Below are 19,751 nucleotides of genomic sequence, written 5' to 3' on the forward strand. Positions count from 1 at the left end.
CGATCAACTAGCATTTTTGCAGGAATGCAGACGTCTGCACTTCAAACTGCATTAGCCAATGCACAGCAAGCCTATCTGGATTTGTCGACAGGCGCGAAGGGTGAGTCCTTTTCATACACACAAGGTGACGGGGCACGTGCGGTGACATATACACGTGCAAATATTGCCGACCTAGTTATGCTCATTAAGCAACTACAGGCTCAACTTGGCATCGTTAATCAACCGCGCAGGCCTATGAGGTTTAGATTCTGATGAAAAATCCTGTTTCTATTCTCGACGCTAACGGCTTGCCGATCGAGCGTCGGCCATCGATGTTGGTTGGTAATAGTAACGTCCCTTACGACGCAGCTGATCGATCTAGCGATCATATGGCCTCGTGGTCGCCTTATCTCGGATCGCCGGATGGTGATCTCAATATGTACCGCGACACGATTGTGTCGCGTGTACGTGACATGGTGCGTAATGATGGATGGGCATCTGGTGTTGTCACACGTACCCTAGACAATGCGATTGGTGCAAATTTCAGGCCCATCTTCAAGCCGGATTGGCAATCACTGGCAGCACATACCGGTATCAAAGCATTTGATCATGTTTGGGCAGAGGAATTCGGTCAAGCGCTTGAAGCGGGATATCGTACATGGTCCACAGATATCGGTCGTTATTGCGATACACAGCGGAATTTGACGATCGCTCAAATGATGTGGCTCGGGTTTCGACACAAAATTGTGGATGGTGATGCTCTTGCGATTGCGCACTGGCTCCCAGAACGTCTCGGACCCGGCAAAGCGCGATATGCGACTGCTATTCAGATGGTTGATCCTGATCGGTTATCCAATCCACAACTGCGATTTGATAGCAATACGCTGCGCGGCGGCGTAGAAGTCGATGAATATGATGCTGCGGTTGCATATCATATTCGGCGAGCGCATCAAGGCGATTACTTTAGCGCTGCTAAGTCGATGACTTGGGATCGTATTGAGCGTGAAACCAGCTGGGGTCGCCCAATAGTGATCCATGATTTTGATCATGAGCGTGCTGGTCAACATCGCGGCGGCGCCGGAATTTTGGCACCAGTGCTTCAGAGGTTAAAAATGCTCGTCAAATATGACGGTGCAGAATTAGACGCTTCGATCATTAACGCAATTTTTGCTGCTTATATCGAATCTCCGTTTGATCCTGAGCTTGTGCAGATGGCGATGGGGCAGGGAGATGAACTGGGAGCATATCAAACTGAGCGGACCAACTTTCACGACGAGCGTCGTATTAAGTTGGGCGGTGCACGCATGCCAATCTTGTTCCCAGGCGAGAAGATCAATGCAGTAACTGCCTCGCGCCCTAACGCCAATTTCAATAATTTTGAGAGTGCGGTGCTACGGAACGTTGCATCTGGCGCAGGCTTGTCGGCTCAGCAAGTGAGTAACGACTGGAGTGATGTCAACTACAGCTCTGCGCGCGGTGCGATGCTAGAAGCTTGGAAGACATTATCTCGTCGGAGAAATAACTTCGCTATTTGTTTTGGACAGCAAATTGTTTGCGTCTTTGCTGAAGAGGCGATGGAAATCGATGACTTGCCGTTGCCGGCTGGTGCTCCCGAATTTTCAGAATACCGCGCAGCATACGCAAGAACGAAATGGATGGGTCCAGGTCGGGGCGTTATTGATTCGGTTAAAGAGCGGCAAGGTTCCATTCTCGGCATGGATGCTGCACTCACAACACTGGAAGACGAAGCTGCGGAGTTGGGCGGTGTTGATTGGCGTGAAACGGTTGCACAACGTGCGATTGAAGTAGCTCGATTCAAAGAGCTAGGACTTCCATTGCCTGAGTGGGCCGCCGGCTTCGATGCGACTAAATCAATTGATGAACCGGAGGCTTCTTAATGAAATTTGAATTTTTAGCGCAACGGCTTTTCAATACCCCGTTAGCGATTCATCCAGGCAAAGCCGAAGTCATCATGGCTGCGTTATCAGATCGATTAGGTCTGTCTCAAATCTCACGGAACAGCGTGCGGATGATGGACGATGAGGATAAATACGGTTTTGCTGAACCCGGGAGTAACAATCGGGTTGGATATGACCTTGTTGGGGGTGTTGCAATTATTCCTGTGTGCGGAACTTTGGTTCAAAAGTTGGGTACGCTTCGGCCATTTTCCGGAATGTCTGGCTACGATGGTATCCGACAGAATTTTCTCACTGCAATTGCTGACCCCAATGTCAAGGCAATTATGCTTGATATCGATAGTCCTGGTGGTGAGGTAAGTGGATGTTTCGACTTAGTAGACACAATTTATAAATCGCGCGGCACAAAACCGATTTGGTCGGTTCTAAATGAATCAGCGTTTAGTGCGGCGTACGCGATTGCAAGTGCTGCAGATCGAATCTACGTTCCACGCACGGGTGGCGTGGGGAGTATTGGTGTGATTTGGATGCACATGGATTGGTCTAAAGCGCTAACCTCCGCTGGCTATAAAGTGACATTCATCACATTCGGTGAATGTAAGGCGGATGGGCATCCGGAGATTCCATTATCCGGTGAAGCACTAGAACGCTTTCAGAAAGACATCGACCAAATGGGTGAATTGTTCGTATCAACAGTCGCCCGCAACAGAAATATTTCGGCCAAAGTAGTCCGAAATACGCAAGCCGCCACGTATATGGGAGCCGCAGGTGTCAATCTGGGCTTGGCGGACGGTGTACTGGCTCCCGACGCAGCGTTTCGCGCCTTGCTGGCCGAAATTAATTAATCCATTGAGGGAACTATGAAAAACAATGCAAACCTGACACGTCGCTTGTCTAACGCCTTACCCTTTGCGCATTTACTCGGTTTAAGTGCTGCGAAAGCTCAGGATGATGATCAAGATGACGAGCGTAAGCAAGGCGCAGACGAATCTGATGAAGACTATGCAAAGCGTATGGAAGAGTTGGACAAAGAAGATAATGATGGCGATGACGAAGAAGACGAAGAGCCAGCAAAAAAATCGAAAAAGAGCAAAAAAGCATCTTCTGACGACGATGATCAAGAAGACGATGATGATTCTGAAAAAGCAGATGACGATGACTCTGCAAAAGCAGTCAAAGCTGCTCGAAATTCGGAACGTGCTCGCTGCGCTGCAATTTTCGCCTCTCCTGCTGCAGGAATTCGTCCTGATATGGCAGCACATTTGGCATTTACGACAAATATGTCTAGTGCCTCAGCAATCGCAATGTTAGAGGTTGCGGCAAAGGGTGGCAGTGCAACGGCTGATAAAAAATCGCTTGCAAATCGTATGGCAAGTGTACAGACGCCAAATCCTGGCGCGAATGCAGGTTCTCCTTCTGCAAATCCGTCGCAAGCCCTTGCACAGCAAATTTTGGCGGCAGGTAAAAAAGCGCGTGGCGAAAAATAATTACCCAGGTAGTTACTGAGTAGTTTTCTTGTTCTCAATAGAAAGGTCTATCATGACATTATCAGCAGTGAACATCGGTGACAACCTGCAGGTGCCAGGTGTATCCGCCGATATCTATAACCCAGATCAACTGATCGCGGGTAATCTCAAAATCGTCAGTGATACAGTGACTCTCGCTGCTGGCACATTGATCCGCGGCACCGTACTTGGTCAAGTAGCGGCTACAGGAAATTATGTCGTAAGTGTAAAAACTGCGAACGATGGTAGTCAGGTGCCGACAGCAATTCTTGCTGACGGTGCAGATGCGTCCTTAGGGCCAGTCAGTGCTGGCGTATATCTGACGGGCGAATTCAATAGCAATGCATTGACGTTTGACCCGTCCTGGACGTTGGCCGCGCTGAAAGCAGCTTTCCGTTCATCGACGATTTTCTTGAAAAACGCAGTGAGCGCAGCTGATCCAAGCTAACACGCTAAGCGTTTTACATCGATAACAAAATCCCGCTTTTTGCGGGATTTTTTTTACCCTTTTCTCTTTTTGGAGATAGTAAGAATGCCGAACAATACATTTATCTACGACACGAATGCGTTGATTCAAGTCGTACCAAACCTGAAGCGCTCACAGAAATTTTTGCTTGACCGCTTTTTCCCGAATATCGTAATGAGTGATACCGAATTTGTATCGATCGACGTCGATATCGGGAAACGCCGTATGTCTCCGTTCGTGTCTCCTCTGGTCGAAGGTAAGCTAGTTGAGCAACGTCGTTTTCAGACAAATCAGTTCAAGCCTGCGTATATCAAAGACAAGCGCGCTCCAGATCTACGTAAGCCTGTACGCCGGATGATCGGCGAAACGATTGGCGGATCGATGACAGGTGCAGAGCGTGAGATGGCAAATTTGGAAGCTGAGTTGACTGATCAACTCGATATTCTTGATCGACGTCTTGAATGGATGGCAGCATCTGCTTTGTCAACTGGAACAGTAACAATCCAGGGAGATGGTTATCCAACCGTTGTCGTCGACTTTGGCCGTGATCCGACTTTGACAGTCGCAAAAACTGGTACTAACAAATGGCTGCCAGCAAACGTGATCGCTGGTACAGCAACACCTGCTCAAGACTTGGAAGTATGGCAGACGCAGATCTTGAAAAAGTCAGGCGCTGTCGTTACTGATATTGTTTTCACCACAAGTGCATGGGCTGGCTTTATTAAAGATCCTGCTTTGACTGGTGCGATCATTTATCCAAAGTTGGGGGAATCTGGCAACAACATCAATAATGGTGCAACGATTGCCAGAGGGGCTGTTTATAAGGGGCGTTGGGGCCAATACGATCTGTGGCTCTATAACGATTGGTATGTTGACGACAACAACGTTGAGCAACCAATGTTAGTTGATGGAACCGTGATCATGTCTGGTGCTGATCTGCTCGGTACCCGTGCATTTGGTCAGATCATGGATCCTAAATTCAATTACCAAGCACTCCCGTATGCACCGAAAACGTGGGTAGAAGAAGATCCTCCGCAACGTCTGTTGATGTTGCAGTCTTCGCCGATCGTCATCCCATCTCGTGTCAATGCTTCTTTTGCGGCAACGGTGATCTGAGATGGTGACCAATGAAACCAAAGTCGTAAAAAACGGCAAAAAGGGAAGTGGTACTGTCGCTCGTTTTCGCTCAGTAGATATCGATGGTGTTGTCTATCTTCCTGGTGACACAGTCATATTGCCTGCCGACGAGATTGCTGATCTGCGAAGTAAAGGATTTTTGGTTGATCTGCTTGATGTTGAAGTGCAGGACACAAGTATCCCTAAGGTCAAAATTACTCGGGGCGCCGGCGCAAAGGCGCTAGAGGAAGCAGATCCGTCTCAAGATGATCAGGATAATGCTGAATCTTCTGCAGAGGACGTTGCTGTAAAGACTTCTGAGGAGTAACCATGGCAATCGACTGGGACAAGGTATTACTTGCTCCAGTCGTAGCTGTATTTGGTGAGCCGGTCATCTATTTACCGATGGGCGGTTCGTCTTACCAAATGAACATGGTCTACGACGAGGCAAATAAAGATATGACTCTGGCGGATGGCATGGGTGTTAATACGTCAAAGCCGATTGTCAGTGGGCGACTTTTGCTATTTCAAAATGCCCCAATGCAAGGAGATCAAGTAAAGATTGTTCGTACCGGAGAGACATTTGTTGTCAAAGACGTCGATACGGATGGCCATGGTAGCGTGAAGCTGGAACTTAACTTTGTGAGTGCGTCATGAGTATTTCTGCACGACGGCAATTACGGCAAGCATTATTAGATGCGATTGTTAATGCAAAAATCCAAATAAATGACACCGATGTTTCGATTCAAAGTCCGGGGGATTGGGTTTCTCAGACAAATACATTACCTGGTATTTTGTTGAGATCATCGAGAACGAGTAAAGAGCCAAACGGACGTGGGACACAGTGCTATACGTCAATCATTACGTTAGAGCTGGAATCCCGCGTCATGTCAAATTCCGGATCAGATGCGCAAGATGCGATCGAGCAGCTTGATTATTTGATCGAGCAAGCAATCTTGACCAGCAGCGCATTCATGCAATTGGTTCAGCAAGTCAATGTTGATACAGAGACTGAAATCACGGCTGAAGCTCGCAATCATTTCGCGGGTACAAAGTGGATGTTGCGTTGTGAAATTGTTGAGGAATTTGATTCGTTTGTCGATTCAACATTGCTTTATTCCCCAGTCGAATTTACGCCTCAGGTAACACTATCTTGAAGTTTTAAAAGGTATTTATTTAGGAGAATTTATGTTTGTGAAACCAAGCGAAGGTCTCAGTATCCGTGACCCGGATCTGCTTGACTTGTTGCCTGAGGATGGGCGTGAAGTCCCAGAGTCAGACTACTGGAATCGGCGTGTGCGTGATGTTGATGTGGTCATCGTTGATACTGCGAAAGCCACTAAGGTCAAAAAGGGAGATGAATAATGCCTATTCCATTTAAACAACTTCCTGCTAATATCCGCGTACCGTTGTTCTACGCAGAGACAGATAATTCGCAGGCAAACACTGGTCAGATTAATCAACGCACGTTGATTATCGGTCAAATGACGTCGGCAGGGACCGGTGTGCCAAATGTGCCAGTAATTTCACAAGGTGTAGCAGACGCGGCTTTGGTCGGTGGACCTGGTTCGATGTTGCACTTAGAAACAGCTGCATATCGGTTGGCAGACAACTTCGGTGAAGTTTGGTATTTACCATTAGCAGATGATCCGTCTTCTTTGGCGGCAAGTGGTACCATTGCGTTGACAAATCCAGCGACGACAAATGGCACATTGTATTTGTATGTTGCCGGTGTTCGCGTCACTCAGGTGGTCTTAACAACGCAAACGACTGCTCAAATTGCGACTGCGTTAGCGGCGACAATTAACGCAATGCCAAATCTTCCGGTAACTGCACAAGCGACGGCAAGCTCGGTAACGATCACGGCAATCAATAAGGGTCCTTGTGGTAACGACATTGATTTACGCTTTAACTACCTTGGAACGCGAGGTGGCGAAACGTTGCCTGTTGGTTTGACCTACACAATCACACCGATGGCTGGTGGTGCTACAGCGCCTGCTTTGACAACTGGCTTATCAAACTTACTGAGTCAGTCATTTGATTTTATTGTTTGTCCTTACAACGATACAAGCAGTTTGAATGCTCTCCAGGCGTTCTTGAATGATCAAACAGGCCGCTGGTCGTGGAGCAATCAAATTTACGGTCACGCATTCACTGCATTCCGTGGAACGGTCGGCGCGTTGACGACATTTGGTGTCGGTCGTAATGACGCTCATATGTCGGTTATAGGTTTCAACGATAGTCCAACGCCTGCCTGGATTTGGGCAGCGGCATTCGCGGCAACTGCAGCGGTGAGCTTGCGAAATGATCCTGCAACGCCATTACAAACCCTCGCAATTCCAGGTGTACTGGCTCCGCCAATTCAGAGCCGATTTGCGCTGACAGATCGCAATACGCTACTTTATGACGGTATATCGACGTTCACAGTTGCGGATGACGGTACAGTTGCGATCGAGAATGCAATTACAACGTATCAAAAAAATGCAGCTGGTAATCCAGACAATAGCTATCTTGAAATCGAGACGCTCTTCACGCTAGCGTATGTGCTTCGCGCATTGAAAACAGTCGTGACTTCGAAATATGCTCGCGTTAAGCTGGCTGCAAACGGTACACGCTTTGGCGCCGGAGCAAATGTGGTTACGCCGAATATGATTCGAGCAGATTTGATTGCGACGTATCGCAACTTGGAAGCGCAAGGTTTAGTTCAAAATGGTGAAGCGTTTAAGCAAAACTTAATCGTCCAACAAAACACACAAAATCCAAACAGAATCGACGTTCTGTGGCCAGGTACTTTGATCAATCAATTGCGGATTTTTGCTTTGCTTGCTCAGTTCCGTCTCCAGTAATCTCAGAATTTGTTATCAATCAAAGCTATCCAATTGAATTTGGGTGGCTTTTTTCTTTTTTGGAGCTGCAATGGCAGATACAACAAACAGACTGGCGGGTATTGCTTACTTATCAGTCGATGGTCAGACATTTATGCTAGCAGGTGATCTTGGATATAGCGTTTCCAAAGTCACTCGCGAAACCGTGATTGGGCAAGATCGCGTCCATGGTTACACGGAAAAGCCTCACGCAGGCTTTATCTCGGGAACAATCCGAGATGCAGGTGGCTTGTCTGTTGCAAGCTTTAATGCGATGTCAAACGTTACTGTGACTTGCGAACTTGCAAACGGTAAAACCGTTGTTGGACGCAATATGTGGACTACTGAGGCGCAAGAAGTGAAAACGGCCGAAGGGACTTTTGAAGTGAAGTGGGAAGGCTTTAGCGTTGAGGAAGTGTGAAAATGGAAGACTTTGAAGATCAAATCGAACATGAAGTTGAGGTCGTTTATGAAAAAACGATTAAGTTGATTAAGCCAGTAAAAATCGGTCAAGTTGTCTACGAAGAGCTAAAGCTTTGCGAACCCGAGATGCATCAAGTCGAAAAAGCATCTCGTGCGGCAACTGACGTAGCTGTCGTAATGTCACTGATTTCGCAAGTTGCAAAAGTGCCGTTAGCGGCTGTTGGGAAAATGTGCCAACGAGATTTCAAGGCGGCCGCAAATTTTTTGAGCAGTATCGGCGAAGAAGACCAGAAAACTGGCGAGATCTCGTCGCAGAAATAACACGGTTTTATGGTTGGGGACCACGTGATGCGTGGTCGCTAACTTACACCGAACTAGCGTGGTGGAACGAGCAAGCGATCCGAATGGCAAAGGCAGAAAGAGAGAATCATGGCTAACAATTTTCAAATCACGATATCAGCGATAGATCGTGCAACTGCTGTAGTCAGAAAAATCAATAAATCGATGGATCGCTTGACGAAACCTATTATTCGTATCCGTCAATCGTTAGGCGCATTAGGAAGAGAAATAGGTCTTGATAAGGTGGGACGCTCGATTGGAAATGTCGGGCGGTCTGCTTCTGTTGTGACTAGCAAATTGAGTTCTATGCTCGGTCCGTTGTCGATTATTGTCGGCGGGGGAACGGTCGCTGGGATTGCGTCGCTTGCTACAGAATGGGCACGATTTGGTTCCGAAGTGAGTAATTCATCCGCTTTGATTGGAATCAGTGTTGATAGTCTACAGTCCTTAAGAGGTGCGGCATCAGTTGTGGGGGTCGGTGCACAAGAGCTCACTGGGGGGCTGAAAAGCCTAGGCGATACGATGGAAGATGCTCTGTTTGGTCGCAATCAACAAGCGCTTGTGGTTTTGAACCGACTCGGCGTTGGAATTCATAAGACAAAAGACGGATCGATCGATGCAGCCCGCGGCTTCCGCGACCTGTCGGTCGCTATTAGTGGTATCAAAAATGCGCAAGTACAAGGCGTGATTGCCAGAACATTTGGCTTGGAGGCGACTTTACCGCTTCTCCGTAAAGGACCTAAAGCAATCGAAGAGTACGAACAAAAAGTCGCAGCCTTGGGCGGTGTCATGAATGGCCCAGCAATCGAAGCAGCGCAAAAATTTGGTGTCTCGTTGGACTATTTATCTATCGCAGCTCAGGCTACAAAAAACTCAATTGGTGAAAAACTGGTGCCGATTCTGCAACCACTGATCGAGCAATTTACATCTTGGACTGCAGCAAACAGAGACTTAATCGCAACGAAAGTCGCTCAATTTGTAGAAGGCCTCGCGCATTGGTTGAATGAGCTAGATTTTAAAAAAATTGGCGATGATCTTCGTGCGTTGGCTAAAAATGTTGATGACGTTGTCGAATCTATAGGCGGCTGGAAGAATGCGGCTATCGGCGTGGTAGTTTTGATGAACGGAAGCCTGATCGCGAGCGTAGTCAATCTTGGCTTGGCAATTGGCGGCTTGGCTACTACGGCGATTCCTGCAGCGATCAGAACGCTGGGATTATTAGGAACGGCGCTCTCAGCCATGCCAATCGGCTGGGTGATCGCAGGTATTGGGGCCATTGCGGTTGGGGTTTATGCGATATATAGAAATTGGGATGGCATCAGTGAATATTTTGGTAAGAAACTCGCTGGAGTAAAAGCGGCTTTTGACAAAAGCTGGACTGGTGGAATCCTTAAAGCCCTCTGGGAGTTTAGTCCAGTAAAAATAGTGGGCGATGAGATGAACGCACTCAGCAAATGGCTATTTGATTTTGATTTGTATGATGCGGGAGAAAAGCTAATTGGTAGCCTTGCTAGTGGCATGAAGTCAGTATTGTCGCTTTTCCCAAACTCCGCTTTACGTGCGATGGGCTTGGATTCATGGGTAAGTGGTCGTGGATCCGCTGTGCAGACGTCTGCACAATCGGGGGATGCGCGAGGGATTCGTAATAACAATCCCGGCAACTTGCGGTCATGGGGGAATATGCCAAAGGATAGTGGTGGTTATGCTGTCTTTCCAACGAAAGAAGCAGGGCTATCTGCAACGATACAAAATCTGCAGGCGCAGCAAAAACTTCATGGTCTTAATACGATCCGGGGAATCATTAGTCGGTGGGCTCCATCGAACGAAAATGATACGCAAGCATATATCTCTGATATGGTTAAAAGGACCGGATTCGGGGCTGATCAACAGCTAAACCTCAACGATTCGCGGACCGTTGCACCGTTGATATCTGGCATCGTTAAGCATGAAGGAAACGGATCAGGCTTTAGCGATGACATGATAAACAGAGCTGTCTCAGCGCAGCTGGGTGGTGGCGGGATGCCTGGCCAACAAGCGAGTCCTCAAAAAATGGAGGTTGCGTTGACTCTGCATGGATTGCCAAGTGGCGTGTCGGCTACTGCAAAAACTGCTAGCGGTACCGCGATGCCGGTGCGCGTTGCTTACACAATGCCAACGGGAATTACACCATGAGTAATTTAGACAATGCGTTAGGACGTGTTCAGTCGTTGAGTTCATCGATTGGGAACGGCGTTAATGTAGCCAATCGGATGATTGCGGATTTAGGTGGTGGACTCGGAGCTAAGGCACAATTTTGGAAGGATCAGTTGCGCCCTGGCTCGTTTCGGGGTATTGAGTTTGGTGTTTTTGAAGGACACCTGAAATTTGGGCGTCGCGGCGTTATTCATGAGTATCCCTTCCGAGATACAGTATGGGTGGAGGATCTAGGTCGATCTGCGAGGCGTGTTGCGTTTAATGCTTTCATTGTTGGGAATGATTGTATCGCGCGGCGCGACAAACTGATTGCGGCGTGTGAGGATGTGGGGGCAATCGAAGGCGGGGAGTTGATACATCCGACGCTTGGACGGATGACTGTCAGCTTAGCGGAGCCAGTCTCATGCGTAGAGCGATGGGATAAGGGTCGTTTCTTCGAGTTGAGTTTTTCATTTATCGAACAGGGAAAGCGGATTTTTCCGAATTCCACAATCTCCACTGTCGATTCGGTGAATCAAGCGGCGACCGATGCTAGCTCTGCAGCGTCTCAAGACTTCCTTTCTTCAGTTGTGGGCGCACTAAAGTCGGGCGTTGGTGCAATCAATCAAGCGGTGAATGCGGCACAGTCGTGGACGCGATCGGCACAAAGAATCGTGAACGACGCGACAAACCTATATAACTTTGTGCAGTCGTTACCTGGGCAATTTGGGCGTTTTTTTGGTCAAAATACTGTAACTTCCCCGAAGGGCGCGACAACGGTTGCTGGTTTGATTGCACTTGGTGCGGTGAATCGGCAAAACGTAGCGACAGCAGCAAACCACGTGAATGCTGCGGTTGCTGGTATGGCAGTTTTTGGTGGCGATAGGCATTATTCGACGAGCGTTACAGCAGCGGTGGCCAACTATTCTGCAGCTGTTTCGGCGTTCGCCTGGGCTGTCTCATCTGCAACGCCGAGCGCTAAAGATTCGCTGCGGCTGCTATCTGGCCTGGCGGATGTTGTTCCAAGTCTCCCACTAGGGCTTTCGGTTCCAGTTTATCCGGTTGCATCGGTCGGGCAATTGACTGCGCAGCAATCTGCTGCAGTAATGGCGGCGTCATCGTCAGATCTATTTCGACGTTCGGCGTTGATAGCAATGGCGCAAGCATCGACAAAGTATCAGCCGACGTCATTCGATGATGCGTCATCTTTGAAAAACTCGATCGCTCAATTATTAGATACAGAAATTTCGATTGCTGGTAATCAGGGGCAGGATACGACGTATGAGGCTTTTCGTGCTTTGCGATCAGCAGTGGTACAAGATTTGACGGTGCGTGGGGCAAATTTAGCGTCTCTGACGCAGGTTAATGTAAATCAACCTTTACCATCGTTGGTATTGGCTCAGCGACTATATCGCGATGCGAATAGATCGGATGAGCTGATTGCAAAGGCTGATCCGGTTCATCCGGCGTTTATGCCTGTAAGTTTCGATGCGTTAGCGAGTTAAGGCGTGACCCCAGTTGGCATTTTGTATTCTTGCTTGGGTGGCAAATACGGATTTGATGCGGCTTTACCGCTCGTCGTTTTTGGTGGAGTTGGTACCTTCGCACATAAAAAAGTAGTGGGGTGACCGTAGCCGATGTATTGCATGGCGACTTGCTCACCGAACTTCTGACACTGTTCGCGAGTGGCGAAGTATGCAGCGGTTGTATGGCCACCGAGGTATCCATCTTGAAACAAAAGGGTCAAAACAATGCTTTTGATCATATAAATCTCCCGAAAGTAGAAATGGTTGACGATCTTACACTAATTGTAGGCGGATTACGCCTGTCCGGATGGAATTCCGTTCGTGTGACGCTCGGTATTGAACGATGTCCTAATGATTTTGAATTGACGATGACCGAACGATTTTCGGGAGAGTTATCTGAAGTGATTGCGTCGGTTAATCCTGGAGATAGCTGTGATGTGTTCTTGGGTGCTGACCAGGTTATCAGTGGTTTTGTTGATCGTTTTAATCCAGTAATCACGAGCAATGCTCATTCAATTCAAGTCGCTGGCAGAGGTAGATGTTCCGATCTAGTCGATTGCGCGGCAGAGTGGCCAGGTGGACAGATTAGCGCATCGTCAGCGCTGGGCGTTGCGCAGAAGCTGTGTGAGCCATACAACTTGTCCGCGAGTTGCTTGAGTGATCCTGGACCAGCGATCCCGAGGTTAATTCTGAACCAAGGTGAGACGGCTTTCGAGATTATTGAGCGTGTCTGTCGATATGCTGCACTGCTCGCGTATGAAGGGGCAGATGGCAATTTGGTGCTCAACCGGGTTGGTACCGAAAAAGCGGCAAGCGGATTTAAAGAGGGTGTGAACGTTCAATCAGCATCGATCGCTTATACGTGCGACCAGCAGTTTTCAGAATATATGGTCGTTCGTATGGCGATGGATGTTCTTCATGATCTCGGTGACAGTGGAAATCTAGTCGAAACAGTGATGAATCCAAACATTAAACGTCACCGGCGAAGAATCATTGTTGCGGAGGGAGGTGATCCTGGCTCAGAGATCGCCAAGCAACGAGCTCAATGGGAATGTAGCCGGCGATTCGGTCGTGCTGCCCAATTGCGGTTGACTACAGATGGCTGGCGAGATGCCGATGGCGTCTTGTACACACCAAATACTCTCGTTGATTTGGAGTTGCCAACACTTAAAGCTCCGTCGAAAACATGGTTGATCAGCGAGGTGACGTATCGAAAAGATGAATACGGTACTCAGTGTGATTTGGTGATTATGGCGCCCGAGGCGTTCGTGCCAGAGCCAGTCCTCTTGCAGCAAGGACCTGCGGAATTGGGAAATTTGGGGAATCTATGAGTGGAACGGTAGCAGCGATTGAGCGCGTGTATCGTCGCATCATGCTAATGGTCGGCCGAGGTCGAATCAAGATCGGTAGAGATGACAAAAGCGTACAAACGCAGCAAGTCAGATTAAGTCAGTTTGAAACGTTCGATGATGTACCTCGTCTTGCGGAGTACGGATTTAATTCGATGCCCCCCGAGGATTCTGATGCGGTTCTCGTTTTTGTGGGCGGTAACCGGCTTGATGGGGTCATTATTGCGACCGGTAATCAACAATTCCGCATGCGGAGTCTGAAGCCTGGGGAAGTATCGATTTCTGACAACCTTGGTCAGTCTGTCTTTTTGTCAAAAAGCGGGATTGTCGTCAACGGTGCAGGTTTGCCAGTAACGATCACAAACACGCCAAAGGTTACCTGCGATACGCCGCTAGTTCATATGACCGGTGATGCTGACATTGTGGGAAATTTGACCGTTGGTAAAAACATCGTAGCACAGGGCGACATTTCTGATCACGCAGTGAAGAGTATGGCGGGGATGCGGCAGATCCATGATCAACATACGCATCCGATACAAAACGTCGCACAGGGACAAAATACGATCAATACTCAACAACCGAGTCAACAAGAATGAGCGACACAACAATTATTTGGAACCCTTCGCAAGGTTACGGTGACTGGTCGTTAGATGGGTCACAGCTGCAGGCCGGAGATGATCTACAAACAGCGGTCTATATCAGTTTGTTTACAGACAGAGTAGCAAACACTGACGACGTGATTCCTGATGGCTCAAATGATCCGCGTGGTTGGTGGGCTGACGCGGGAGAGGACGTACCTATTGGCTCTCGCCTTTGGTTATTGAGTCGATCGAAGCAAACAACGGAAACACTCAATAGGGCTAAGGATTACATTGTCGAAGCGGTTCAGTGGTTAATCGATGATGGTGTTGTAGGTCGCTTTGATATAACTGTTGAATGGACACGTGCAAGCATGTTAGGGGCCAATATCGTTGCGTATAGCAACGGATCAAAGTCATCGATGCAATTTTTCTGGACGTGGAATGGAGGAAATTAATGCCATATAGCAGGCCAACGCTGGATTCTCTAAAAGCAAGCGTTTTGAGTGATATACAGCAAGCATTAGGTGGAGCGGATCCGCTGCTTCGATTTTCAAATTTAAACATCACAGGAAAGGCGCAGGCAGGTCTTGTTCATCTGCTTTATGGCTATTTGGATTGGATTGCTAAGCAAGCGGTTCCGTTCACCTGTTCAGATGAGTTTCTGGAGGGATGGGCAGCGTTAAAAAATGTTTTTCGTGAGCCAGCTACTTCGGCATCAGGCACGATTATGTTCAATGCGACGTCTAACGCACTATTGCCAGCTGGTTCAGTCGTTGTCAGAGGAGACGGAGCGACGTGTGTCACTTTGACTGACGCCACACCGACCAATGGCACGATTGTCGTCGGCGCACAGATGACATCAGATCCTGCAGGTGTCGCCGGCGCGTTTGGCAATACGCCTGTTGGTGTGACGATGACTCTCAGTCAATCGATTGTTGGAATACAGTCGTCAGGTATTGTGACGCAAGCATTCACTGGCGGAAATGATATTGAGTCAGATGACTCACTTCGAAGCCGAATGCTGACTGAATACCAAAACCAGCCGCACGGAGGCGATCAAAACGATTATGTAACTTGGGCGCTTAACGTTCCTGGTGTTACCCGAGCATGGTGCAAGCCGAATGGTGCGGGTGCAGGAACGGTAGTTGTCTATGTGATGTTCGATGAGGTCGAGGCGGCTTATGGTGGATTTCCGCAGGGGACAAATGGCGTATCAGTTGGAGACCCGCGTGCACCTGCAGCCACAGGAGATCAGCTGATTGTCGCTAATGCGATATTGTCCCAGCAGCCCGTCACGGCATTAGTTTATGTCTGCGCACCATCCGCAAACCCAGTTTCGTTTTCGATTACGGGCGTCCCATTGTCAGCGCGATCAGCGGTGCGAAGTGCGATCGCGGACGTATTTGTGCGTGATAGTACACCTGGATGTACTGTCCCAGTAAGCCATATCAATGTCGCTATTGCTAGTGTGTATGGTGTGGACGATTTTATTGTTTCACCGAATCAGGACATCACATGCCCAGCTGGATCGTTGCCGACTGTTGGCACGATAACGTGGGGGTAAAGTATGGATATGGGATCAGACCAAATTGATAGTTTCGCGATTGCTGGAGAACTCTCTAAGCCCCAAGGAACTCCTCAAAAATCAATTGTAGGCACCATTATTAACGCAGTTCCTCCAGCGTATTCGGAGGCAGACTATTTAACGGCCCTGCAATCATTGTTGCCGACTGGTCGCGTGTGGCCACGTGATCCAAATTCTACTCAGGTATCGGTTTTGTCTGGCTTGGTGCCAAGTATCGCTCGTCATAACGTCGCTGCAAATAATCTGCTTATTGACGCATTCCCAGCGACTACTTATCAATTGTTGGCAGAATGGGAAGCGACACTTGGATTGCCCGACCCCTGTGCCGGCGAGTATCCAAACTTGCTGACTCGACGTAGTCAAGTCTTAGCAAGATTTTGCGGCGTAGGTGGTCAATCGATCTCTTACATCATCGCGTATGCATCGGCACTAGGGTTTCCCATAACAATTACACAATATGCCCCGGCGCGTATTGGGGCATGTCGAGTTGGACAGCCAGTGAACAGTCAGGACTGGGCGTTTGCTTGGACTGTAAATGCCGGAGTAACAAATGTTCAAAAGTCACATATTGGCTATTCGTATGCTGGGCAGCCTATTCAATCTTTTGGAAATGAGATTCTCGAATGTGCAATCAAAGAAATTGCTCCTGCACACACGATTGTCAATTTTTCTTACAAAACTTCATAGAGGACTTACATGTATCGTATCGATGATCCATCATCAGTAAATCAGCTTCCGGTTCCTGAGGCAGCTCTCACGGAGGGATTTTTCACGGAAGGTAATCCTGGCGCGGGCATTTCAGCGACACTGCTTCGCGCATCATGGTTCAACATGATTCAGGAAGAGCTAAGAAATATTGTTGTAGCGGGAGGACTTACGCCCAGCAAAACCGCATATAACCAGATCATGAATGCGTTGACGAAGTTTATTCAGGCAGGATCAATGTCTTATTCTGTTGATACTGGAGCCCAAAATGCATACGCGGTTACGTATGCCCCGGCAATCGCAGCGGTCACACCGGGATTGCTCATTTTTTTTAGAGCTGCAAATGCTAATACGGGCCCAAGCACTATCGCGATTAATGGCTTGCAACCAATTGCGCTTGTCGGGGCGGCACATCTCCCATTGGCTGGGAATGAGATCGTTGCGAATAGTGAATGCATGGCTATTTATAACGAATCAATTTCGTCGTTCGTTCTGCTTGAAGCGTCTGGTGGTGCTGTTCAAGTAGGAACTGCGAGTCAAGATTCGCATGCGGTTCAACTTAAGCAAATGACGTCTAGTCTTACTAATTTATCTAATACGCTAACTGCATCGATAAAATCGTGGGTCAATGGATTGTTTGCGGGGTCGTTTGGCACAAATAATTATATGAGCATCGACGGATTAATCATCCAATGGTGCCAAGCAGCGGGTCCAGCAGCATCTGGCGCAACCTCTAACGTGACCTTTCCAATAACGTTTCCTAATGCTTGTTTCAATATTCAATTAACGATTATTGGTGCGCTTGGGCTTACTGGCGACAATGGTCCAGTTACCATCTCTGCATTTACAAATTCTGGTTGCACTGTCTATAGCACCAATGACCCGAGTGCTATAAGCAGTGTCTATGTTTTAGCTTTTGGATATTAAAGAGGATCTCATGAAATTTTTCTCAAAGTCTACAAACGGCTTTTATGATTCAAGCATCCACGGCGACGCATTTCCAAGTGATGCGATTGAAATCACGGAAGAAGAGCATCAATCATTACTTGCTGGGCAGGCTGCGGGTAAATTGATTCAGAGTGATGATGCGGGCAATCCTATGGTTCAAGACCGAGCGCCTCTATCTGAGCAACAGATTATCGCTCGTGATAACGAAAAAATCATCGAGCAAATAAAAACGCTCGAAGTAAATGCCCAGAGAGCCGTACGTGAAGCGCTAATAAGTGGTGTAACTGATCGTTTGAAGCAAATCGACGACCAAATAGCTGATCTTCGAAAAGCCATTAAACAGTAGTTACACATGACTGTTTAAATCCACAAGTGAAAGCCGCCATATGGTGGCTTTTTTTTTTAGTTAGGAATTATGTAATGGCTTACATTCGAAAAGATAGGGTCAAAGAGACGACATATACGACTGGCACTGGTGCACTTACTCTAAATGGTGCCATGTTGGGAAGTCAACGATTCTCTGCTGTTTGCAATATTGGTGACACGTTTTCGTATGGATTACAAGGTGTTGATGCCAATGGAGTTTTAACCGGTGACTGGGAAACTGGGATTGGGACGTACTCCGCGCTGAATGTTATTACACGAACAAAGGTTCACGACTCTAGCAATAACGGGCGCCTCGTTAATCTATCAGCACCAGTGACACAGGTCTGGATAGGTATTACTGCTGAGGATTTTAACAGCTTGATTTCTGTTGCTTCGGGGGCTGTTCCTGCGTCCGTATCTGCAAACGCAGCATTGCAAGTAATAACGCAAATGCTGCAATCAACGATGAACGGCGCAAGCTGTACTGATCCTTCAACACGTCCAATTCCAACTTACGTCGGACAGCATTGCCTTGATCTATCTCTTGGTTACGTTGTTTACGCAAGACAATTAAATCCGCCTATTTGGCAAAATTCGGAAGGAGTTTATCCGCTATGAAAAAAATCATCGCGTTCGTAACAGTATTATTTTTAATCACAACTAACGTGAGTTTTGCACAATCATTTTCAAGTTCTGTTGTCCCGATGGGAAACATCAATGTACTAGGTACTGCAACATTAGCTACCCCATTGTCGGAGGCTTCGGGCGGTAGTGTTTACGTTAATGCTGACAAATATGCTTCGCAGGGTTTGCAAGCAGCTATCAATGCGACGCCGTGCGGTGGTACGCTTTTCGTCGGCAAGAATGGTTTCAACGCGAAAACATCGCAAGCAAATAGTCCAAACGAATTGGTTTTAATTCAGGCGTGCGTTAAAAATATTGAATGCAGCGGGTGGGATGCTCCGATCACCGTGACCAATGATTCTTCGTGGCCAGCCAATATTATTCGTGTAGCGGGTCCGAGTAATGGTCAGAAGATTCATAGTTGCTACATCAAAAATGCGAGCACACCAGGAACAACGAATACTTTAACGCTTGACGCTACATCGACGTCCGAGGGATCAAACGTCATTGATTATTTCAAGATCGAGCACAATAAGTTTGACAATTTTGGTGGATTGGGGATTAACGTTGTTTTTCCACTGCCATATCTAAATGGCGTGTTCGACGGAAATATTCAATACAACTTTATCAATGGTGGGATCTCTCTAAACCGTGCGGGTGATAACAATGTGCTTTCTCACAACCTGATTACAGGAGCGGGACCTGGCATCTACATGAACTCTGTTATCGGTGCGAATACCAATGTCATCGCGAACAACACTATTGTATCGTGTAACGGAAGCATCAAAATCGACTACGCGATGCATCCCGTCATTATCAACAATGAATTGGAGCCTCAGAGTGGATGTGCCTTAGAAAGCAATGGCGCACTGCTAGATTTGAACGGCAGTGCGGCAAATCCAATTACAAACGCAATTATTAAAAGCAATCAAGTGACGATGCAGCCTGGTACCGCGACATCGGGTATTCGCGTGAACTACGCAAAAAATTCCCAGCTCGATAATACCGTGATGACCGGCAATGCGACGATGACGCAGAACCTGATCACAGCGAATGCTTTAAATACCGTCCTTTCAATGACAGACGTTGGTGATGGCAGTGGTATTCAAACGCAAGTAAAAAATTTTAGTGCGACAACAGCAATCAAGAACACTGTACGCGGATCTGAGTATTTTCTGACTCCTGAAAATTTTTATAATTTGCAGCCAGGTGGGGCGACTGTCGTGACCATGATCAATGGTAACGGTCAGAACGGATCAACATATCCACTGTCGCTTTACAAAACTC

Annotated in this window: 25 protein-coding genes; 24 read left to right on the forward strand and 1 reads right to left on the reverse strand. The window is 47.7% G+C overall.

Features of this window, described 5'->3' with window-relative positions; all coding sequences use genetic code 11:
* Nucleotides 1-24 precede the first annotated feature (24 nt).
* The 15 genes from gpW to ACO0K2_RS04405 all read left to right on the forward strand — a co-directional run bounded on the left by gpW (nt 25) and on the right by ACO0K2_RS04405 (nt 12,285).
* The gene (gene gpW, locus ACO0K2_RS04335) at nt 25-252 is read left to right on the forward strand and encodes a gpW family head-tail joining protein (protein ID WP_423016179.1); all 228 of its coding nucleotides are present in this window, start codon (nt 25-27) and stop codon (nt 250-252) included.
* Nucleotides 252-1,877, forward strand: coding sequence for a phage portal protein (locus ACO0K2_RS04340; protein ID WP_423016050.1), 1,626 nt, complete (start codon nt 252-254; stop codon nt 1,875-1,877). Before gpW ends, ACO0K2_RS04340 begins: the two co-directional genes overlap by 1 nt.
* Nucleotides 1,877-2,740: a S49 family peptidase gene (locus ACO0K2_RS04345; protein WP_423016052.1), complete on the forward strand. Its 864-nt coding sequence runs from the start codon at nt 1,877-1,879 to the stop codon at nt 2,738-2,740. The genes ACO0K2_RS04340 and ACO0K2_RS04345 overlap by 1 nt, the downstream gene beginning before the upstream one ends.
* Nucleotides 2,741-2,755: 15 nt before the next feature.
* Nucleotides 2,756-3,382, forward strand: a complete 627-nt coding sequence (locus tag ACO0K2_RS04350) for a hypothetical protein (RefSeq protein ID WP_423016054.1) — start codon at nt 2,756-2,758, stop codon at nt 3,380-3,382.
* 52 nt (nt 3,383-3,434) lie between these two features.
* Nucleotides 3,435-3,848: a head decoration protein gene (locus ACO0K2_RS04355; RefSeq protein WP_423016056.1), complete on the forward strand. Its 414-nt coding sequence runs from the start codon at nt 3,435-3,437 to the stop codon at nt 3,846-3,848.
* 84 nt (nt 3,849-3,932) lie between these two features.
* Nucleotides 3,933-4,982, forward strand: coding sequence for a major capsid protein (locus ACO0K2_RS04360; protein WP_423016058.1), 1,050 nt, complete (start codon nt 3,933-3,935; stop codon nt 4,980-4,982).
* A 1-nt stretch (nt 4,983) separates the two neighbouring features.
* Nucleotides 4,984-5,310: a hypothetical protein gene (locus ACO0K2_RS04365; protein WP_423016060.1), complete on the forward strand. Its 327-nt coding sequence runs from the start codon at nt 4,984-4,986 to the stop codon at nt 5,308-5,310.
* A gap of 2 nt (nt 5,311-5,312) precedes the next feature.
* Nucleotides 5,313-5,639 (forward strand): head-tail joining protein, encoded by a 327-nt coding sequence (locus ACO0K2_RS04370; RefSeq protein ID WP_423016062.1) that lies wholly within the window; start codon nt 5,313-5,315, stop codon nt 5,637-5,639.
* Nucleotides 5,636-6,139, forward strand: coding sequence for a hypothetical protein (locus ACO0K2_RS04375; protein ID WP_423016064.1), 504 nt, complete (start codon nt 5,636-5,638; stop codon nt 6,137-6,139). Before ACO0K2_RS04370 ends, ACO0K2_RS04375 begins: the two co-directional genes overlap by 4 nt.
* Before the next feature lie 31 nt (nt 6,140-6,170).
* Nucleotides 6,171-6,347: a DUF2635 domain-containing protein gene (locus ACO0K2_RS04380; RefSeq protein WP_423016066.1), complete on the forward strand. Its 177-nt coding sequence runs from the start codon at nt 6,171-6,173 to the stop codon at nt 6,345-6,347.
* Nucleotides 6,347-7,828, forward strand: a complete 1,482-nt coding sequence (locus ACO0K2_RS04385) for a phage tail sheath subtilisin-like domain-containing protein (protein WP_423016068.1) — start codon at nt 6,347-6,349, stop codon at nt 7,826-7,828. Before ACO0K2_RS04380 ends, ACO0K2_RS04385 begins: the two co-directional genes overlap by 1 nt.
* A 70-nt stretch (nt 7,829-7,898) precedes the next feature.
* Entirely contained in the window at nt 7,899-8,267 is a 369-nt protein-coding gene (locus ACO0K2_RS04390) for a phage tail tube protein (RefSeq protein ID WP_423016071.1), read from the forward strand.
* Nucleotides 8,268-8,269: 2 nt separating this feature from the next.
* Nucleotides 8,270-8,590, forward strand: coding sequence for a phage tail assembly protein (locus ACO0K2_RS04395; RefSeq protein WP_423016073.1), 321 nt, complete (start codon nt 8,270-8,272; stop codon nt 8,588-8,590).
* A gap of 108 nt (nt 8,591-8,698) precedes the next feature.
* Nucleotides 8,699-10,780 (forward strand): hypothetical protein, encoded by a 2,082-nt coding sequence (locus tag ACO0K2_RS04400; protein ID WP_423016075.1) that lies wholly within the window; start codon nt 8,699-8,701, stop codon nt 10,778-10,780.
* Nucleotides 10,777-12,285: a DNA circularization protein gene (locus ACO0K2_RS04405; protein ID WP_423016077.1), complete on the forward strand. Its 1,509-nt coding sequence runs from the start codon at nt 10,777-10,779 to the stop codon at nt 12,283-12,285. Before ACO0K2_RS04400 ends, ACO0K2_RS04405 begins: the two co-directional genes overlap by 4 nt.
* On the opposite strand, the gene ACO0K2_RS04410 is transcribed toward ACO0K2_RS04405, so the two are convergent.
* On the reverse strand, nt 12,282-12,545 hold the full coding sequence (locus ACO0K2_RS04410; RefSeq protein ID WP_423016079.1) for a hypothetical protein: 264 nt from the start codon (nt 12,543-12,545) through the stop codon (nt 12,282-12,284). The two genes, ACO0K2_RS04405 and ACO0K2_RS04410, sit on opposite strands and share 4 nt — an antisense overlap.
* 21 nt (nt 12,546-12,566) lie before the next feature.
* Here ACO0K2_RS04410 and ACO0K2_RS04415 point away from each other — a divergent pair, with 21 nt between their 5' ends.
* The 9 genes from ACO0K2_RS04415 to ACO0K2_RS04455 all read left to right on the forward strand — a co-directional run.
* Nucleotides 12,567-13,637, forward strand: coding sequence for a phage baseplate assembly protein (locus tag ACO0K2_RS04415; RefSeq protein WP_423016081.1), 1,071 nt, complete (start codon nt 12,567-12,569; stop codon nt 13,635-13,637).
* A complete protein-coding gene (locus ACO0K2_RS04420) occupies nt 13,634-14,251 on the forward strand; it encodes a phage baseplate assembly protein V (protein WP_423016083.1) in 618 nt (205 codons plus the stop codon). The genes ACO0K2_RS04415 and ACO0K2_RS04420 overlap by 4 nt, the downstream gene beginning before the upstream one ends.
* Nucleotides 14,248-14,691 carry a phage GP46 family protein gene (locus ACO0K2_RS04425; protein ID WP_423016085.1) on the forward strand — a complete coding sequence of 148 codons (444 nt, stop codon included), beginning with the start codon at nt 14,248-14,250 and terminating at the stop codon, nt 14,689-14,691. Before ACO0K2_RS04420 ends, ACO0K2_RS04425 begins: the two co-directional genes overlap by 4 nt.
* A gap of 44 nt (nt 14,692-14,735) precedes the next feature.
* Nucleotides 14,736-15,800, forward strand: coding sequence for a baseplate J/gp47 family protein (locus ACO0K2_RS04430; RefSeq protein ID WP_423016087.1), 1,065 nt, complete (start codon nt 14,736-14,738; stop codon nt 15,798-15,800).
* A gap of 3 nt (nt 15,801-15,803) precedes the next feature.
* Nucleotides 15,804-16,508 (forward strand): YmfQ family protein, encoded by a 705-nt coding sequence (locus ACO0K2_RS04435; RefSeq protein ID WP_423016089.1) that lies wholly within the window; start codon nt 15,804-15,806, stop codon nt 16,506-16,508.
* 9 nt (nt 16,509-16,517) lie between these two features.
* Nucleotides 16,518-17,453, forward strand: coding sequence for a gp53-like domain-containing protein (locus tag ACO0K2_RS04440; protein WP_423016091.1), 936 nt, complete (start codon nt 16,518-16,520; stop codon nt 17,451-17,453).
* A 10-nt stretch (nt 17,454-17,463) separates the two neighbouring features.
* Nucleotides 17,464-17,820, forward strand: a complete 357-nt coding sequence (locus ACO0K2_RS04445; protein ID WP_423016093.1) for a hypothetical protein — start codon at nt 17,464-17,466, stop codon at nt 17,818-17,820.
* Between the two features lie 74 nt (nt 17,821-17,894).
* Nucleotides 17,895-18,458, forward strand: coding sequence for a hypothetical protein (locus ACO0K2_RS04450; RefSeq protein ID WP_423016095.1), 564 nt, complete (start codon nt 17,895-17,897; stop codon nt 18,456-18,458).
* The coding region (locus ACO0K2_RS04455; protein ID WP_423016097.1) for a hypothetical protein at nt 18,455-19,751 on the forward strand (1,297 nt) is incomplete at its 3' end. The genes ACO0K2_RS04450 and ACO0K2_RS04455, both read left to right, overlap by 4 nt.

It is taken from the genome of Undibacterium sp. MH2W, assembly GCF_049340215.1.
In the GTDB taxonomy this organism is placed as follows: Bacteria; Pseudomonadota; Gammaproteobacteria; order Burkholderiales; family Burkholderiaceae_D; genus Undibacterium.

Excerpts from the sequence above, each read along its gene's own strand:
- ACO0K2_RS04420 (WP_423016083.1), top strand. The coding sequence starts at position 13,634 with ATGAGTGGAACGGTAGCAGCGATTGAGCGCGTGTATCGTCGCATCATG.
- gpW (WP_423016179.1), top strand. The coding sequence starts at position 25 with ATGCAGACGTCTGCACTTCAAACTGCATTAGCCAATGCACAGCAAGCC.
- ACO0K2_RS04440 (WP_423016091.1), top strand. The coding sequence starts at position 16,518 with ATGTATCGTATCGATGATCCATCATCAGTAAATCAGCTTCCGGTTCCT.
- ACO0K2_RS04435 (WP_423016089.1), top strand. The coding sequence starts at position 15,804 with ATGGATATGGGATCAGACCAAATTGATAGTTTCGCGATTGCTGGAGAA.
- ACO0K2_RS04355 (WP_423016056.1), top strand. The coding sequence starts at position 3,435 with ATGACATTATCAGCAGTGAACATCGGTGACAACCTGCAGGTGCCAGGT.
- ACO0K2_RS04345 (WP_423016052.1), top strand. The coding sequence starts at position 1,877 with ATGAAATTTGAATTTTTAGCGCAACGGCTTTTCAATACCCCGTTAGCG.
- ACO0K2_RS04400 (WP_423016075.1), top strand. The coding sequence starts at position 8,699 with ATGGCTAACAATTTTCAAATCACGATATCAGCGATAGATCGTGCAACT.
- ACO0K2_RS04445 (WP_423016093.1), top strand. The coding sequence starts at position 17,464 with ATGAAATTTTTCTCAAAGTCTACAAACGGCTTTTATGATTCAAGCATC.
- ACO0K2_RS04410 (WP_423016079.1), bottom strand. The coding sequence starts at position 12,545 with ATGATCAAAAGCATTGTTTTGACCCTTTTGTTTCAAGATGGATACCTC.
- ACO0K2_RS04370 (WP_423016062.1), top strand. The coding sequence starts at position 5,313 with ATGGCAATCGACTGGGACAAGGTATTACTTGCTCCAGTCGTAGCTGTA.
- ACO0K2_RS04350 (WP_423016054.1), top strand. The coding sequence starts at position 2,756 with ATGAAAAACAATGCAAACCTGACACGTCGCTTGTCTAACGCCTTACCC.
- ACO0K2_RS04395 (WP_423016073.1), top strand. The coding sequence starts at position 8,270 with ATGGAAGACTTTGAAGATCAAATCGAACATGAAGTTGAGGTCGTTTAT.
- ACO0K2_RS04360 (WP_423016058.1), top strand. The coding sequence starts at position 3,933 with ATGCCGAACAATACATTTATCTACGACACGAATGCGTTGATTCAAGTC.
- ACO0K2_RS04450 (WP_423016095.1), top strand. The coding sequence starts at position 17,895 with ATGGCTTACATTCGAAAAGATAGGGTCAAAGAGACGACATATACGACT.
- ACO0K2_RS04425 (WP_423016085.1), top strand. The coding sequence starts at position 14,248 with ATGAGCGACACAACAATTATTTGGAACCCTTCGCAAGGTTACGGTGAC.
- ACO0K2_RS04415 (WP_423016081.1), top strand. The coding sequence starts at position 12,567 with ATGGTTGACGATCTTACACTAATTGTAGGCGGATTACGCCTGTCCGGA.
- ACO0K2_RS04375 (WP_423016064.1), top strand. The coding sequence starts at position 5,636 with ATGAGTATTTCTGCACGACGGCAATTACGGCAAGCATTATTAGATGCG.
- ACO0K2_RS04365 (WP_423016060.1), top strand. The coding sequence starts at position 4,984 with ATGGTGACCAATGAAACCAAAGTCGTAAAAAACGGCAAAAAGGGAAGT.
- ACO0K2_RS04405 (WP_423016077.1), top strand. The coding sequence starts at position 10,777 with ATGAGTAATTTAGACAATGCGTTAGGACGTGTTCAGTCGTTGAGTTCA.
- ACO0K2_RS04340 (WP_423016050.1), top strand. The coding sequence starts at position 252 with ATGAAAAATCCTGTTTCTATTCTCGACGCTAACGGCTTGCCGATCGAG.
- ACO0K2_RS04390 (WP_423016071.1), top strand. The coding sequence starts at position 7,899 with ATGGCAGATACAACAAACAGACTGGCGGGTATTGCTTACTTATCAGTC.
- ACO0K2_RS04380 (WP_423016066.1), top strand. The coding sequence starts at position 6,171 with ATGTTTGTGAAACCAAGCGAAGGTCTCAGTATCCGTGACCCGGATCTG.
- ACO0K2_RS04385 (WP_423016068.1), top strand. The coding sequence starts at position 6,347 with ATGCCTATTCCATTTAAACAACTTCCTGCTAATATCCGCGTACCGTTG.